12 protein-coding genes and 1 pseudogene are annotated in these 15766 nt (G+C 65.6%); 8 read left to right on the top strand and 5 right to left on the bottom strand.

What is annotated here, in order from left to right; genetic code table 11:
- Positions 1 to 8 precede the first annotated feature (8 nt).
- Positions 9 to 1985 carry a sigma-54-dependent Fis family transcriptional regulator gene (locus HU751_RS11095; protein WP_186732656.1) on the bottom strand — a complete coding sequence of 659 codons (1977 nt, stop codon included), beginning with the start codon at positions 1983 to 1985 and terminating at the stop codon, positions 9 to 11.
- 267 nt (positions 1986 to 2252) lie between these two features.
- Here HU751_RS11095 and exaC point away from each other — a divergent pair, with 267 nt between their 5' ends.
- The 8 genes from exaC (at position 2253) to ppa (ending at position 10729) form a co-directional block, all read left to right on the top strand.
- Entirely contained in the window at positions 2253 to 3773 is a 1521-nt protein-coding gene (exaC, locus tag HU751_RS11090) for an acetaldehyde dehydrogenase ExaC (RefSeq protein ID WP_028690370.1), read from the top strand.
- Positions 3774 to 4002: 229 nt separating this feature from the next.
- Positions 4003 to 5451, top strand: coding sequence for an ethanolamine permease (gene eat, locus HU751_RS11085; protein WP_186732655.1), 1449 nt, complete (start codon positions 4003 to 4005; stop codon positions 5449 to 5451).
- A gap of 49 nt (positions 5452 to 5500) precedes the next feature.
- On the top strand, positions 5501 to 6895 hold the full coding sequence (locus HU751_RS11080) for an ethanolamine ammonia-lyase subunit EutB (protein ID WP_186732654.1): 1395 nt from the start codon (positions 5501 to 5503) through the stop codon (positions 6893 to 6895).
- A gap of 8 nt (positions 6896 to 6903) precedes the next feature.
- Positions 6904 to 7722 carry an ethanolamine ammonia-lyase subunit EutC gene (eutC, locus tag HU751_RS11075; RefSeq protein ID WP_186732653.1) on the top strand — a complete coding sequence of 273 codons (819 nt, stop codon included), beginning with the start codon at positions 6904 to 6906 and terminating at the stop codon, positions 7720 to 7722.
- Between the two features lie 107 nt (positions 7723 to 7829).
- Positions 7830 to 8288, top strand: coding sequence for a GNAT family N-acetyltransferase (locus HU751_RS11070; protein ID WP_028690317.1), 459 nt, complete (start codon positions 7830 to 7832; stop codon positions 8286 to 8288).
- 350 nt (positions 8289 to 8638) lie between these two features.
- The gene (locus tag HU751_RS11065; protein WP_186732652.1) at positions 8639 to 9286 is read left to right on the top strand and encodes a DedA family protein; all 648 of its coding nucleotides are present in this window, start codon (positions 8639 to 8641) and stop codon (positions 9284 to 9286) included.
- Positions 9287 to 9293: 7 nt separating this feature from the next.
- On the top strand, positions 9294 to 10109 hold the full coding sequence (locus tag HU751_RS11060) for a M90 family metallopeptidase (protein ID WP_186732651.1): 816 nt from the start codon (positions 9294 to 9296) through the stop codon (positions 10107 to 10109).
- A 92-nt stretch (positions 10110 to 10201) separates the two neighbouring features.
- Positions 10202 to 10729: an inorganic diphosphatase gene (ppa, locus tag HU751_RS11055; RefSeq protein WP_050707147.1), complete on the top strand. Its 528-nt coding sequence runs from the start codon at positions 10202 to 10204 to the stop codon at positions 10727 to 10729.
- 82 nt (positions 10730 to 10811) lie between these two features.
- Here ppa and HU751_RS27290 read toward each other — a convergent pair whose 3' ends face one another.
- The 4 genes and pseudogenes from HU751_RS27290 to HU751_RS11040 all read right to left on the bottom strand — a co-directional run bounded on the left by HU751_RS27290 (position 10812) and on the right by HU751_RS11040 (position 15488).
- On the bottom strand, positions 10812 to 11516 hold the full coding sequence (locus HU751_RS27290; protein WP_437181050.1) for a methyl-accepting chemotaxis protein: 705 nt from the start codon (positions 11514 to 11516) through the stop codon (positions 10812 to 10814).
- A 201-nt stretch (positions 11517 to 11717) separates the two neighbouring features.
- Positions 11718 to 11930: pseudogene (locus HU751_RS27285) on the bottom strand (methyl-accepting chemotaxis protein); the annotation flags it as partial.
- Between the two features lie 1022 nt (positions 11931 to 12952).
- The gene (locus HU751_RS11045) at positions 12953 to 14245 is read right to left on the bottom strand and encodes an adenylosuccinate synthase (protein WP_028688256.1); all 1293 of its coding nucleotides are present in this window, start codon (positions 14243 to 14245) and stop codon (positions 12953 to 12955) included.
- A 55-nt stretch (positions 14246 to 14300) separates the two neighbouring features.
- Positions 14301 to 15488 carry an ATP phosphoribosyltransferase regulatory subunit gene (locus HU751_RS11040; protein WP_050707073.1) on the bottom strand — a complete coding sequence of 396 codons (1188 nt, stop codon included), beginning with the start codon at positions 15486 to 15488 and terminating at the stop codon, positions 14301 to 14303.
- Positions 15489 to 15766: the final 278 nt, after the last annotated feature.

Genomic DNA, 15766 nt, shown 5'->3' with positions numbered 1-15766 from the left:
TGTTTCGCTCAGCCGGCCCTGGCGATGCCGTGTTTGCGCAGTTTTCGATACAAGGTATTGCGGCTGATGCCCAGGTGCTCGGCGACGCGGGTCAGGTGCCAGCGGTTTGCCTCCAGTACGGCGAGCAGCGCATCGCGCTCGGCGTGTAGGAGCGGCCTTGTGCCGCGAAAGGGCTGCGTAGCAGCCCCGGCGATTTCAGCGGCATGGTCAGGATCCTGGGGCCGCTCTGCGACCCTTTCGCGACACAAGGCCGCTCCTACAGAGGGCGTGCCATGGCGGACAATTGCAGGGAGATCGGAAAACTCGATGTGCGCGCCTTCGCACAACGCCACCACGGTACGCAGCACATTCCGCATCTGCCGCACATTACCCGGCCAGTTGAAGTCCAGCAGCGCCTGGCGGGCGGCCGGGTCGAGACCGATGGCCTGGCCCTCGGCCTCCTGCGCCAGCAGGAAGTCGAGCAACTGCGCCTTGTCGCTGCGCTCGCGTAGCGCCGGCAGGGCGACTTCCAGGCCATTGAGGCGGTAATAGAGGTCTTCGCGGAAACCACCCTGCTCCACCCGTTCCAGCAGGTCACGGTGGGTGGCGCTGACGATTCGTACATCCACCGCCTGCGGCTCGCCACCGATGGGCACCACCTGGCGCTCCTCGAGCACCCGCAGCAGGCGGGTCTGCAGCGCCAGCGGCATGTCGCCGATCTCGTCCAGCAACAAGGTGCCGCCATCGGCCTGCAACAGCTTGCCGCGCATGCCCTCCTTGCGCGCGCCGGTGAAGCTGCCGCCGCGATAGCCGAACAGCTCGCTCTCGATCAGGCTCTCGGGAATCGACGCGCAGTTGATCGCCACGAACGGCTTGTGCCGACGGGCGCTGGCCTGGTGCACAGCTTGAGCGAAGGCCTCCTTGCCGCAACCGGTCTCGCCGCGCAGCAGCAACGGCACGTCACGCTCGAAGACGCGCACGGCGCGACGGAAATCATTCTGCAGGGCCGGGTCGAGCAGGCAGATGCCAGGCTCGCGGGCCTGGGGCAACGCCACCGGCATCGACCAGACCGGCGTGCGCGCCTGACCACGCAGGCTGGCGAATACCTGCCGACCATCACGGGTATGCAGCGGCCAGGCAGTACTGCCTTGTGGCGTAGCGCGGCTGAACAGCTCGTCATGGCTGCACGCAAAGAAGGTGTCCACCGGTTTGCCCAGCACGCCGCCACGGATGGTGCCCAACAGGTTCAGCGCGCTCTGGTTGGCCGCGCAGATCCGGCCATCGCCATCGAATGCCAGCAGGCCTTCGCTGAACAACCCGACCGACTCGGCCTGCAAATGGAAGCGCAGCAGCCATTGCTGTTCGAAGTGGCGCAGGAAATAACAGCTCTCGATCATCTTCGCCGACAGGTTGACCAGGGCCATGGTGTGGAACTGGCTCTGGCGCGACACGTCCGGCCGCGCCGAGGACACGTCGAGCACCGCCAGCAGCTCGCCATGGGGGTCGAATACCGGACTGGCCGAGCAGGTCAGCCCGGTGTGGCGGCCACGGAAGTGCTCGTCCTGGTGAATGGTCAGGGCCTGGCGCTCGACCAGGCAGGTGCCGATGCCGTTGGTGCCCTCGCGGGCCTCGCTCCAGTCGGCGCCAAGCCACAGCCCGGCACGCTCGAAGATGCGCCGCTCGCCGGGGGCGGTGACGCAGTTGAGGATCACCCCGCGGGCGTCGGTCAGCAACACCGCGTGTCCGCTGCCGGAGAGCTGCTGGTGCAGGCTGTTCATCTCGTTGTCGGCGATCTGCAGTACCTGGTGCAGGCGCTCGCGGCTCTCCAGCAGGCGGCCGTGCTCAAGCACCACCGGGGCCTGCGCCCGTGCCGGGTCGAGGTGGTAGTCCTCCAGGCAGCGCAGCCAGGAGCGGGCGATCGACGGGTCGCTGCCCGGCCCGCTGGCCTGGCCGTGGGCGACCGTGAGCACTTGTTGGGCATGGCGGCTGAACGGGTTGCTCTGCATTTGTAGTTGTTCTCCGCAGATAGAGCGTGTCGCCAGCATCCTCCAGGCAGGAACGCTTTGCAATGGTGCACTGACCCTGCGGTCACGGGCTGTGTCGCAAACGGTACAAAGTGTCACCCAGGCCGTGCCGGCCCTGGCACAGGGCTATGCCAGCCACGGGACGATCTTGATCCAAGTCATTGATACACAAGGACCTCCAGGCGCTGGCCCGACCTTTGCTCTACGCTTGGAAACTCCGCAACAATCACAACGACCAGGAGACACACCATGCGTTACGCACATCCCGGTACCGAGGGCGCGAAGGTTTCCTTCAAGAGCCGCTACGGCAACTACATCGGTGGTGAGTTCGTTCCTCCGGTAAAGGGTGAGTACTTCACCAACACCTCGCCGGTGAACGGCCAGCCGATCGCCGAGTTCCCCCGCTCCGGCGCCGAAGACATCGAAAAGGCCCTCGACGCCGCCCATGCCGCCGCCGACGCCTGGGGCCGCACCTCGGTGCAGGACCGCTCCAACGTCCTGCTGCGCATCGCCGACCGCATCGAGCAGAACCTCGAACTGCTGGCCATCACCGAGACCTGGGACAACGGCAAGCCGATCCGCGAAACCCTCAACGCCGACATCCCGCTGGCGGTCGATCACTTCCGCTATTTCGCCGGCTGTATCCGCGCCCAGGAAGGCGGCGCCGCCGAGATCAACGAAACCACCGTGGCCTACCACATCCACGAGCCACTGGGCGTGGTCGGGCAGATCATCCCGTGGAACTTCCCGCTGCTGATGGCCGCCTGGAAGCTGGCCCCGGCCCTGGCCGCCGGCAACTGCGTGGTGCTCAAGCCTGCCGAGCAGACGCCACTGGGCATCACCGTGCTGCTGGAGCTGATCGGCGACCTGCTGCCCAAGGGCGTGCTCAACGTGGTGCAAGGCTATGGCCGCGAGGCTGGTGAAGCCCTGGCCACCAGCAAGCGCATCGCCAAGATCGCCTTCACCGGCTCCACCCCGGTCGGCGCGCACATCATGAAATGCGCGGCCGAGAACATCATCCCGTCCACCGTCGAGCTGGGCGGCAAGTCGCCCAACGTCTACTTCGAGGACATCATGCAGGCGGAGCCGGCCTTCATCGACAAGGCCGCCGAAGGCATGGTGCTGGCGTTCTTCAACCAGGGCGAGGTGTGCACCTGCCCGTCGCGCGCCCTGGTGCAGGAGTCGATCTACCCGCAGTTCATGGAAGTGGTGATGAAGAAGGTCCTGCAGATCAAGCGCGGCGACCCGCTGGACACCGATACCATGGTTGGCGCCCAGGCATCCCAGCAGCAGTTCGAGAAGATCCAGTCGTACCTGAAGATTGCCCAGGAAGAAGGCGCCGAGCTGCTGACCGGCGGCAAGGTGGAGCAACTCGAAGGCGCGCTGGCCAGCGGCTACTACATCCAGCCGACCCTGCTCAAGGGCAACAACAAGATGCGCGTGTTCCAGGAAGAGATCTTCGGCCCGGTGGTCAGCGTCACCACCTTCAAGGACGAAGCCGAGGCCCTGGCCATCGCCAACGACACCGAGTTCGGCCTCGGTGCCGGCGTGTGGACCCGCGACATCAACCGCGCCTACCGCATGGGCCGCGGCATCAAGGCCGGCCGCGTATGGACCAACTGCTACCACCTGTACCCGGCGCATGCCGCGTTCGGTGGCTACAAGAAGTCCGGCGTCGGCCGTGAAACCCACAAGATGATGCTCGACCACTACCAGCAGACCAAGAACCTGCTGGTGAGCTACGACATCAACCCGCTGGGCTTCTTCTAAACAGGCCCCAGGGGCTGCTGCGCAGCCCTTTCCGGCCGGTCCGGCGCCCCGGCGAGGCCGCTCCTACAGAAACAACGCGATCCCATGTAGGAGCGGCCTTGCCGAGGCGTCGGACCGGCCGGAAAGGGCCGCAAAGCGGCCCCAAAGGCTCTGGCTCGCTTCCTGCAGTAAAAATCACCAAGGGCCGGCAGTCCCTCCGGCAACCTAAGAAAAACAACAGGTGAACCCTATGCCAAGCGATCATTCCGGCAGCGCGCCGGCGAGTTCCTCCGTCGACTTCGAAAAAGTCGGATCGGACTATTTCCAGCAACGTGAACTGAAGAAAGGCGCCGCCGGCTGGGTCCTGCTGGTGGGCCTGGGCGTGGCCTACGTGATCTCCGGCGACTACGCCGGCTGGAACTTCGGCCTGGCCCAGGGCGGCTGGGGCGGCATGTTCCTCGCCACCCTGCTGATGGCCACCATGTACCTGTGCATGTGCTTCTCCCTGGCGGAACTGTCGTCGATGATCCCCACCGCCGGCGGCGGCTACGGCTTCGCCCGCAGCGCTTTCGGCCCCTGGGGCGGGTTCCTCACCGGCACGGCGATCCTCATCGAGTACGCCATCGCCCCCGCGGCCATCGCCGTGTTCATCGGCGCCTACTGCCAGTCACTGTTCGGCATCGGCGGCTGGGTGATCTACCTGGCCTTCTACATCGTGTTCATCGGCATCCACATCTTCGGGGTGGGCGAGGCGCTGAAGCTGATGTTCATCATCACCGCCGTCGCCGCCATCGCCCTGGCGGTGTTCCTGATCGGCATGGTGCCCCATTTCGATGCAGCCAACCTGTTCGACATCGCCAAGACTGACGCAGTCGGTGCGAGCAGCTTCCTGCCGTTCGGCTATGTCGGCGTGTGGGCGGCGATTCCCTACGCGATCTGGTTCTTCCTCGCGGTCGAGGGCGTGCCGCTGGCCGCCGAAGAGACCAAGAACCCGAAACGCGACCTGCCCCGCGGCCTGATTGGCGCGATGCTGGTGCTGCTGGCCTTCGCCCTGCTGATCCTGGTGGTTGGCCCCGGCGGCGCCGGTTCCGAAGCCCTGAAAGCCTCGGGCAACCCGCTGGTCGAGGCACTGTCCAAGGCCTACGGCGGCTCCACCTGGATGGGCGGTTTCGTCAACCTGGTGGGCCTGGCCGGCCTGATCGCCAGCTTCTTCTCGATCATCTACGCCTATTCGCGGCAGATCTTCGCCCTTTCCCGAGCCGGCTACCTGCCGCGCAAGCTGTCGGAAACCAACAAGAGCAAGGCCCCGGTGCTGGCCCTGGTGATCCCCGGCATCATCGGCTTCGCCCTGTCGCTGACCGGCCAGGGCGACCTGCTGATCCTGGTGGCGGTGTTCGGCGCCACGCTGTCCTACGTGCTGATGATGGCCGCGCACATCACCCTGCGCATCCGTCGCCCGAAAATGGAGCGCCCGTACCGCACCCCCGGCGGCATCTTCACCTCGGGCGTGGCCCTGGTGCTGGCCTGCATCGCCGTGGTCGCCGGGTTCCTGGTCGATCCGCGGGTGGTGATTGGCGCTGCGGTGATCTATGCAGTATTAATTGCCTACTTTGCTTTCTACAGCCGTCACCACCTGGTGGCCGGTACCCCGGAAGAGGAATTCGCCGCGATCCAGAAGGCCGAAGAGGCCCTGCACTGATCGCCGACTTGCGCCGCAGGCCAGGCCTGCGGCGCCCTGGAGATTCTGTATGGCAAGTTTCACGCATACGGTGGGCCACCAGGTCTACCGCTTCGACAGCCTCAAAGAGGTAATGGCCAAGGCCAGCCCGGCGCGCTCGGGCGACTACCTGGCGGGGGTCGCCGCCAGCAACGACGGCGAGCGGGTGGCGGCGCAGATGGCCCTGGCCAACATCCCGCTCAAGCACTTCCTCAACGAGGCGCTGATTCCCTATGAACAGGACGAAGTCACCCGACTGATCGTCGACACCCACGACCAGCAAGCTTTCGCTCCGGTCAGCCACCTGACCGTCGGCGGGCTGCGCGACTGGCTGCTCAGCGAGCAAGCCGACGAGCACAGCCTGCGCGCCCTCGCGCCGGGCCTGACGCCGGAAATGGCGGCGGCGGTTTCGAAGATCATGCGCGTGCAGGACCTGGTGCTGGTAGCGCAGAAAATCCGCGTGGTCACCGCCTTTCGCGGCACCATGGGGCTGCGCGGGCGGCTGTCGACACGCCTGCAGCCCAACCATCCGACCGACGAGCCGGCCGGCATCGCCGCGAGCATCCTCGACGGCCTGCTGTACGGCAACGGCGACGCCATGATCGGCATCAACCCGGCCACCGACAGCATCGCCTCGATCTGCGCGCTGCTGGAGATGCTCGACGCGATCATCCAGCGCTACGACATTCCCACCCAGTCCTGCGTGCTGACCCACGTCACCACCTCGATCGAGGCGATCAACCGCGGCGTGCCGCTGGACCTGGTGTTCCAGTCCATCGCCGGCACCGAGGCGGCCAACGCCGGCTTCGGCATCAACCTCAACGTACTCCAGGAAGGCTACGAAGCGGGCCTGTCGCTCAAGCGCGGCACGGTCGGGCAGAACCTGATGTACTTCGAGACCGGCCAGGGCAGCGCGCTGTCGGCCAACGCCCACCACGGCGTCGACCAGCAGACCTGCGAGACCCGCGCCTACGCCGTGGCCCGCCACTTCAAGCCGTTCCTGGTCAACACCGTGGTCGGCTTCATCGGCCCGGAATACCTGTACAACGGCAAGCAGATCATCCGCGCCGGCCTCGAGGACCACTTCTGCGGCAAGCTGCTGGGCGTGCCGATGGGCTGCGACATCTGCTACACCAACCACGCCGAAGCCGACCAGGACGACATGGACACCCTGCTGACCCTGCTGGGCGTGGCCGGGATCAACTTCATCATGGGCATCCCCGGCTCCGACGACATCATGCTCAACTACCAGACCACCTCGTTCCACGACGCGCTCTACGCGCGCCAGACCCTGGGCCTGAAGCCTGGGCCGGAATTCGAGGCGTGGCTAGAGCGCACCGGCATCTTCACCCAGGCCGACGGCCGCATCCGCTTCGGCGACAACCTGCCGCCGGCCTTCCGCCAGGCCCTGGCACAGCTGGCCTAGAGGTGACCATGGAACGACACGCCCCCACCCCGGACAACCCCTGGCTGGCCCTGCGCAACCTCACCCCGGCGCGCATCGCCCTCGGCCGCACCGGCATCAGCCTGCCGACCGGCGCCCAGCTGGACTTCCAGTTCGCCCACGCCCAGGCCCGCGATGCCGTGCACCTGCCGTTCGACCATGTCGGCCTGCGCCAGCAGCTCGGCGACCGCGGCCGCGACAGCCTGCTGCTGCACAGCGCCGCCAGCGACCGCCACCAGTACCTGCAACGCCCGGACCTTGGCCGACGCCTGCACGAAGACTCGGCCCAGCGCCTGCGCGAGCATGCCCAGGCCAACCCCGGCGGCGTCGACCTGGCGATCGTCGTCGCCGATGGCCTGTCGGCGCTGGCCGTGCACCGCCACACCCTGCCGTTCCTGAGCCGTTTCGAGGAGCAGGCTGCCGCCGATGGCTGGACCAGCGCCCCGGTGATCCTGGTGGAGCAAGGCCGGGTCGCGGTGGCCGACGAAGTCGGTGAGCTGCTTGGCGCGCGCATGACGGTAATGTTGATCGGCGAACGCCCGGGCCTGAGTTCCCCCGACAGCCTGGGGCTGTACTTCACCTATGCGCCCAAGGTCGGCCTGACCGACGCTTACCGCAACTGCATTTCCAACGTGCGCCTGGAGGGCCTGAGCTACGGCATGGCCGCCCACCGACTGTTGTACCTGATGCGCGAGGCCTGCAGGCGCCAGCTGTCGGGGGTGAATCTGAAGGACGAAGCAGAGGTCCATAGTATCGACAGTGAAGAATCCGCCGGAAAAAGCGGAAACTTCCTGCTCGGTGAAGGGTAAACAACATGTCACGGAAGGCGGATTGCGCTTCTGGCCTGCATTAGGCAGCATGTCAGAGGACGCTGCAGGCAATCCGCCGTACCCCCAATGGACTCAGAGGCCCGCCCATGCGCATCATCCAGGCAACCTTGGAACACCTCGACCTGCTCACCCCGCTGTTCGTGAAATACCGTGAGTTCTATGGGCAACTGCCTTACCCGGACAGTTCGCGGGCCTTTCTCGAGAAGCGCCTCAAGCGCAAGGAGTCGATCATCTACCTGGCCCTGCCGGATGACGGTGACGACCGCCTGCTGGGCTTCTGCCAGCTGTACCCGAGCTTCTCCTCGCTGTCGCTCAAGCGCGTGTGGATCCTCAACGACATCTACGTGGCCGAGGACTCACGACGCATGCTGGTGGCCGACAACCTGATGCGCGAAGCCAAGAAAATGGCCAAGCAATCCAACGCCGTGCGCATGCGCGTGTCCACCAGTAGCGACAACGAGGTGGCGCGCAAGACCTATGAGTCCATGGGTTTTCGCAAGGACACCGAGTTCGAGAACTATATCTTGCCGATCAGTCAGGATTGATGCCTGGCACGCTTGTGCTCTCTGTGGGAGCGGCCTTGTGTCGCGATGGGCCGCGCAGCGGCCCCGACGGTTTGCATGATGTCGGAATGTTGGGGGACGCTGCGCGCCCCATCGCGACACGAGGCCGCTCCCACAGGAACCGCGTGACAGCAGACTCATCCTTTGCAAGCCCAATGACCCCGTCGTAACGCTCCGCTACAAACTCTCCGGGCACAATCCGGACTTCGCCGTATAATCCCCTTCCTGTCATGTGCGAAAAGTTACCCGCCTAGCCGGTAAACCGTCCCCAACCATGGCGCTGTCCGTCATCGCGCGCCCGTAGACGCGGGTCAAGAACACAGGTGCTGTACATGGATTTCAACCCGCTGGACCTCATCCTGCATCTCGATGCCTACCTCGATCTGCTGGTCAACAACTACGGTCCCTGGATCTACGCCATCCTCTTCGCCGTGATTTTCTGCGAGACCGGTCTGGTGGTGATGCCGTTCCTGCCGGGCGATTCGCTGCTGTTCATCGCCGGCGCCGTGGCCGCCGGTGGCGGCATGGATCCGGTGCTGCTGGCCGGCCTGCTGATGACCGCGGCAATCCTTGGCGACAGCACCAACTACGTGATCGGACGCACGGCGGGCGAACGCCTGTTCCGCAACCCCACCTCGAAGATCTTCCGCCAGGACTACCTGCAGCGCACCCACGAGTTCTACGAACGCCACGGCGGCAAGACCGTCACCCTGGCGCGCTTCCTGCCGATCCTGCGTACCTTCGCGCCGTTCGTCGCCGGTATCGCCCACATGCACTACCCGCGCTTCCTGGCCTTCAGCGTGGCCGGTTCGCTGCTGTGGGTGGGCGGCCTGGTGACCCTGGGCTACTTCTTCGGCAACGTGCCGTTCATCAAGCAGCACCTGTCACTGATGGTGGTCGCCATCATCATCCTGTCGCTGGTGCCGATGATACTCGGCCTGCTGCGCGGTCGCTTCAGCCGCACGGCCAAGGCCCACTGACCAGCGCATGTGGTCGTTCAGCGCCTGGCGCCGCCGGCGCACCCTGGCCCGCTATCCGGTCGATCCACAGCAATGGCAAGTGATCCGCGATCGCCTGCCGCTGCTGGACGGCATCAGCGACGAGGAAGACCGCTGGCTGCGTGAAGCCAGCGTGCTGTTCCTGCACGACAAGCACCTGACCACCCTGCCGGGCGTCGAGCTGGACGACGAGCAGCGCCTGTTCCTCGCCGCCCAGGCCCAGCTGCCGCTGCTGCACCTGGGCGAGCTGAACTGGTACCAGGGCTTCCACGAGATCATCCTCTACCCCGACGACTTCAAGAGCCCCCAGCGCCATCGCGACGCCAGCGGTGTCGAACATGTATGGGATGCCGAACACAGCGGCGAGGCCTGGCAGCAGGGCCCGGTGATCCTGGCCTGGCCCGGGGTGCTGGCCAGCGGCGGCTGGGAAGCCTACAACCTGGTGATCCACGAACTGGCGCACAAGCTGGACATGCTCAACGGCGACGCCAACGGCCTGCCGCCCCTGCACCACGGCATGCGCGTCGAGGACTGGGCCCAGGCCATGCAGCAGGCCTATGACGCGATGAATCGCCAGCTCGATGCCGACCCGGACGCCGAAACGGCCATCGATCCCTACGCCGCGGAAAACCCGGCCGAGTTCTTTGCCGTCACCAGCGAATACTTCTTCAGCGCCCCCGATCTGCTGCACCAGGCCTGGCCCCAGGTCTACCAGCAGCTGTCGCTGTTCTATCGCCAGGATCCGCTGAAGCGCCTGATGCACCTGCAGGCCGAGCACCCGGACTACCGTGAAAGCCACGCCTGAACGGCCGCACATCAGGCCGGGCGTGGCACCCATCGTGGGAATGTGCCTATAATCGCCGCCACTTTTTTGATCAAACACGGGGGCATTGCCCAATGAGCTACAGCAAGATTCCAGCCGGCAAAGACCTGCCGAACGACATCTACGTCGCCATCGAAATCCCGGCCAACCACGCGCCGATCAAGTACGAGATCGACAAGGACAGCGATGCCCTGTTCGTCGACCGTTTCATGGCCACCCCGATGTTCTACCCGGCCAACTACGGCTACATCCCCAACACCCTGGCCGACGACGGTGATCCGCTGGACGTGCTGGTCGTGACCCCGTACCCGGTCGCTCCAGGCGCAGTGATCCGCGCTCGTCCGGTCGGCGTGCTGAACATGACCGACGACGGCGGCGGCGACGCCAAGGTCATCGCTGTTCCGCACGACAAGCTGAGCCAGCTGTATGTTGACGTGAAGGAATACACCGACCTGCCTGCCCTGCTGATCCAGCAGATCGAGCACTTCTTCGCGAACTACAAGGATCTCGAGAAAGGCAAGTGGGTCAAGATCGAAGGCTGGGAAGGCGCCGACGCCGCCCGCGCCGCGATCACCAAGTCGGTCGCTGCCTACAAGGGCTGAGCCTGACACAAGAAAAGCCCTGCTTCGGCAGGGCTTTTTCATGGGCGTTCGGCAACGGAAATTGCCCAATGCAGGCGCTATATCAGGCCCTGAACTGCCCCAGGCTGGCCCGTAACTGCGCCGCCAGGTCATCCAGCACCTTGCTGCTGGCCGTGGTCTGCATCACTACCTCGGCCGAACGCTCGGCCTGGGCATGGATGGTCTGCACCCGCCCACGTACCGCCTGGGCGCCATTGGCCTGCTGCTCCGCCGCACGTGTGGCCAGGCCGATCGCCGCATGCACCTGCTCCACCGCCGCCTGCACCGACTGCTGGCGACGTTCGTTGTCGCGCAGCACCAGCAGGCCCTCGCTGGCCTGGCGTCCGGCCTGGCTAATGGTCGCCACCGCCTCCTTGGCCCCCTGCTGCAGGGCGGCGATATGCGACTGGATATCCCCGGTCGAACTCTGCGTCTTGCTCGCCAGCGCCCGCACCTCGTCGGCCACCACGGCGAAGCCGCGCCCGGTTTCCCCAGCCCGCGCCGCCTCGATGGCGGCGTTCAGCGCCAGCAGGTTGGTCTGCTCGGCGATGCCATGGATCACCGTCAGCACCACCTCGATCTGCTCGCTCTGCTTGGCCAACCGCTCGATCACCTGGGAACCGGTCTGTACCTCGCCGGCCAGGTTCTCGATCAACCGCGCCAGCTGGGTGGAGGCACGGCTGTTTTCATCGGTGGCCTGGCGAATGTCCACCACCTGCTGCAACGCCGCCTGCATGGCGTGGCTCTCGGCCTGGGCCTCGTCGGCCATGCTCGACAGGTCGCGCAGGCTGGCCGCCACTTCGTCGCGCTGCAGCGCGGCGGCGGCATCGGCCCCCGCGTTGCGCTGGGCCATGCTGCCGATCTCCACGCCCGTGCGCTGTGCCACCTCACCAGCCTCGCGAACGATGGGCTGGAGCTTGTCGACGAAGCGGTTGACCGCCGACGCCATGTCGCCGATCTCGTCACGGCTGTCGAGCTTGACCCGCTTGGTCAGGTCGCCCTCGCCCGCGGCCAGGTCGTTCAGCGCGGCGATCAGCAGGCCGAGCTTGCTCAGCACCCGGCGCCCGAGCACCACGGCCACCACCACCAGCACGCCCAGGCCTACCAGCACCAGGCCCAGGCCGATGCGCCAGCGCAGCTCGGCGGCGGCATCGCGCACGGTCTGTGCGGTATTGGCCTGCATCGCCGTAGCACTGTTCTGCGCCGTCTCCAGGCGCGCGCGCAGGGCCTTACCGCTGTCGGCGGCGGCAGCCACCAGGCTGTCGCCGACCAGTTGTTCGCCGCTGGCAATCAGGGCGGCGAAGCGCTGGTCGAGGGCCTTGAGCTCCTGGTCGACGCCCGCGGTGGAGACACCCATCAGCACCTTGCCGATCTCGGCACCGTTGGGATTGATCGAGGCCTCGACGTAATACACCGACGGATCCTTGCGCGCGGCATCCAGCACCTTGTCCAGCGCCCGCTCGCCCTGTCCCTTGTCCATCAACGCCTGGTTGATAGGGTTCTGCCGATTGAGGTAGCGGGTCAGGTGCTGGCCCTGGGCGTCGTCATAGATGACGAACAGCACGTTGGGATTGCGCTGGGCGCGGCGGGCGAAGTCCGACAGCGTCGGCACGTCGTTGTCCCAGATCGCCCGCGGCGCGACCGAGGCCAGCAGCTCGGCCATGTCATTGGCCGAGTCCTTGAGGTTCTTCTCCAGGGTGGCCCGCAGTTGCTGCTGCTCGCCCTGCAGACGTTCGGAGAGGCCGGCGCTGAGGCGCTGGCGGGTACTGGCCGACAGGCTGTCGAGCCCGGCGCGGACATCCTGCCCGGCCAGCTCCAGCTCGGCGGCCAGTTTCTGGCTGTCGTTACCCAGGCGCGCCCCCAAATCGGCCTCCAGGGCGGTGACCGTGCTCCGTGTCAGTGCAACGGCGACCAGCACCTGCACTAGAAGAGCGATACCAAGCGCAACAAACACAGGCCGCAAGAGGCGGCTTCGTAACAGTGAAAGGATGGCAGACACGTTGTAACCCTCGTGTTTCTGGCGCCATTACTTTGATGGCATCTACAGAAACTTCTTACAGCAAGGGTTGTGCCTGAGGCAGCAGGTATAAACGCCAATGAGTAGAAGGGGGTAAGGCATTTGTGCAAAGCCACCTTTACTCGCAAATGAAAACGCCGCGCTCCCTTGCGGGAACGCGGCGTTCAATCAGCTACCGAAGTGGCCGATCAGGCGAACGGATGACGCAGCACGATGGTCTCGTTGCGGTCCGGGCCAGTCGAGATGATGTCGATCGGCGCGCCGACCAGCTCCTCAATGCGCTTGATGTAGTTGCGCGCAGCTTGCGGCAGCTCTTCCAGGGTTTTCACGCCCAGGGTCGACTCGCTCCAGCCCGGCATCTCTTCGTACACCGGCTCCAGGCCGATGTAGCTGTCGGCATCGGACGGCGCGTCGATGACGGCACCGTTCTCGTTCTTGTAGCCCACGCAGATGTTGATGGTTTCCAGGCCGTCCAGCACGTCCAGCTTGGTCAGGCAGATGCCCGAGATGCTGTTGACGTCGATGGCGCGACGCAGGATCACGGCGTCGAACCAGCCGCAACGACGGGCACGGCCGGTGGTCGAGCCGAACTCGTGGCCACGCTTGGCCAGGGTAGCGCCGGTCTCGTCGAACAGTTCGGTCGGGAACGGACCGGAACCGACGCGAGTGGTGTAGGCCTTGGTGATGCCCAGGATGTAGTCCAGGTACATCGGGCCAACGCCGGAACCGGTGGAGATACCACCGGCGGTGGTGTTGGAGCTGGTGACGTACGGGTAGGTACCGTGGTCGATGTCCAGCAGCGAGCCCTGGGCGCCTTCGAACATGATGTCCTTGCCGGCGCGACGCAGATTGTGCAGTTCGGCGGTGACGTCGAGCATCATCGGCTTGAGCTGCTCGGCGTAGGCCATGCACTCGTCCAGGGTCTGCTGGAAGTCAATGGCCGGCTCTTTGTAGTAGTTCACCAGCTGGAAGTTGTGGTAGTCCAGCAGCTCACCGAGCTTGGCGGCGAAACGCTCGCGGTGGAACAGGTCGCCGACGCGCAGGCCGCGACGGGCCACCTTGTCTTCGTAGGCCGGGCCGATGCCACGGCCGGTGGTGCCGATCTTGGCTTCGCCACGGGCCTTCTCACGGGCCTGGTCGAGGGCCACGTGGTACGACAGGATCAGCGGGGCGGCCGGGCTGATGCGCAGGCGCTCGCGCACCGGCACGCCCTTCTCTTCCAGCTTGGTGATTTCACGCATCAGGGCGTCGGGAGCAACGACCACGCCGTTGCCGATCAGGCACTGCACGCCTTCACGCAGGATGCCCGAGGGAATCAGGTGCAGAACGGTCTTCTCACCGTTGATCACCAGGGTGTGGCCCGCGTTGTGGCCACCTTGGTAGCGCACTACGGCGGCAGCATGTTCGGTCAGCAGATCGACGATCTTGCCTTTGCCCTCATCACCCCACTGGGTGCCCAGGACGACGACATTCTTACCCATAACACTTGTCCTCATTCACGCAACTTGGTTGCCGGCCCACTGCCGGCGAAGAATCTCAATGGGTCAGCGGCAGAACCTGCCAGCGCCCGTCTTGCTGAATCAATTGCCGATCACAATCCGCTTCGAAGGCAGCACTCAACGGCTGGCCAGGCAGAGCCTGGACCACACGCTGGCCTTCGTTGCGCAACTGGCAGACTTGCTGCCAGAGGGCCGCATCGCTGCTGTCGGGCATCCAGATGCCGCCAGCAGGCAATACGACCTCCGCTCGCCCCAGTGTGACCAGGGTCTTCAAATCCGTGGAGAATCCGGTGGCCGGGCGTGCCCGGCCGAAATCGGCGCCGATGTCGTCGTAGCGGCCGCCCTGGGCGATCGACTGACCTTCGCCCGGCACGAACACCGCAAACACCACGCCGGTGTGATAGTTGTAGCCGCGCAGCTCGCCAAGGTCGAAGTACAACGGCAGATCCGGGTAGCGCGATGCCAGGCGATCGGCGATCGCCAGCAGGTCGTCCAGCGCCGCCAGCACGCTGGCCGGGGCACGGCCCAGGCGCACGCGGGCTTCGGCCAGTACTTCACGGCCGCCGCACAGCTCGACCAGGGCACGCAGCATGTTGCCCAGGTCCTTCGGCAGGTCGGCGGTGAGCGCCTGCACTTCGTCGACCGCCTTGCGCTGCAGGGCGTCGAACAGCTGCTGCTCCACGTCGCCGGACAGGTTAGCGGCACGGGCCAGGCCGCGGTAGATACCGACATGGCCGAGGTCCATGTGCACATCCGGCACATCGGTCAGCTGCAGCGTGGCGAGCATCAGGCTGATGACCTCGACATCGCTGGTGGGGCTGGCGTCGCCGTACAGCTCGGCGCCCAGCTGTATCGGGCTGCGCGAGGTGGACAGGGCACGCGGTTGCGCGTGCAGCACGCTACCGGCGTAGCACAGGCGGCTCGGGCCCTCACGGCGCAGGGTGTGGGCGTCGATGCGCGCCACCTGCGGGGTGAAGTCGGCACGGAAGCCCATCAGGCGGCCGGACTGCGGGTCGACGACCTTGAAGGTGCGCTGGTCCAGATCCTGGCCGGCGCCGGTGAGCAGCGACTCCAGGTACTCGATATGCGGCGTGACGACCAGTTCGTAACCCCAACTCTGGAACAGGTCCAACACCTGACGCCGCGCGATCTCGATGCGCGCCGCCTCAGGTGGCAGTACTTCCTCGATGCCATCTGGCAGCAGCCAGCGGTCTACCGTTGCCATTACGCCATTTCCCCTCTGGTCCGGGCGGCCTGCCCGCAGGCGAGCCGTGAGTGAAGCAGGCATTGGCGCACAATAGCGGGCAGCACTGATCCCAGCGCAACCACCGTACCCAATACCCTCGAATTGCCTTGCGTCCTGACCAAACCGTCAACAAGCCATGGGCCAATCAACCTTGCAGACGCAAAAAAGCCGGGAATTTCCCGGCTGCCGCATCATACACCCCTTTTCATTCAGGATGCACCCCGCCTGGCATTTTAGCTGCCAGACGGGGCGCCCCG

Origin of the sequence: Pseudomonas peradeniyensis, assembly GCF_014268935.2 — a bacterium.
GTDB classification, from domain to species: Bacteria; Pseudomonadota; Gammaproteobacteria; order Pseudomonadales; family Pseudomonadaceae; genus Aquipseudomonas; species Aquipseudomonas peradeniyensis.
Note: the sequence above shows the minus strand (reverse complement) of the source record. Positions and strands in the feature narration are given on the sequence as shown.

Bases quoted from the DNA above. Each gene is read 5' to 3' on its own strand.
- HU751_RS11095 (WP_186732656.1), bottom strand. From the start codon at position 1,985: ATGCAGAGCAACCCGTTCAGCCGCCATGCCCAACAAGTGCTCACGGTC.
- exaC (WP_028690370.1), top strand. From the start codon at position 2,253: ATGCGTTACGCACATCCCGGTACCGAGGGCGCGAAGGTTTCCTTCAAG.
- eat (WP_186732655.1), top strand. From the start codon at position 4,003: ATGCCAAGCGATCATTCCGGCAGCGCGCCGGCGAGTTCCTCCGTCGAC.
- HU751_RS11080 (WP_186732654.1), top strand. From the start codon at position 5,501: ATGGCAAGTTTCACGCATACGGTGGGCCACCAGGTCTACCGCTTCGAC.
- eutC (WP_186732653.1), top strand. From the start codon at position 6,904: ATGGAACGACACGCCCCCACCCCGGACAACCCCTGGCTGGCCCTGCGC.
- HU751_RS11070 (WP_028690317.1), top strand. From the start codon at position 7,830: ATGCGCATCATCCAGGCAACCTTGGAACACCTCGACCTGCTCACCCCG.
- HU751_RS11065 (WP_186732652.1), top strand. From the start codon at position 8,639: ATGGATTTCAACCCGCTGGACCTCATCCTGCATCTCGATGCCTACCTC.
- HU751_RS11060 (WP_186732651.1), top strand. From the start codon at position 9,294: ATGTGGTCGTTCAGCGCCTGGCGCCGCCGGCGCACCCTGGCCCGCTAT.
- ppa (WP_050707147.1), top strand. From the start codon at position 10,202: ATGAGCTACAGCAAGATTCCAGCCGGCAAAGACCTGCCGAACGACATC.
- HU751_RS27290 (WP_437181050.1), bottom strand. From the start codon at position 11,516: ATGGCCGACGAGGCCCAGGCCGAGAGCCACGCCATGCAGGCGGCGTTG.
- HU751_RS11045 (WP_028688256.1), bottom strand. From the start codon at position 14,245: ATGGGTAAGAATGTCGTCGTCCTGGGCACCCAGTGGGGTGATGAGGGC.
- HU751_RS11040 (WP_050707073.1), bottom strand. From the start codon at position 15,488: ATGGCAACGGTAGACCGCTGGCTGCTGCCAGATGGCATCGAGGAAGTA.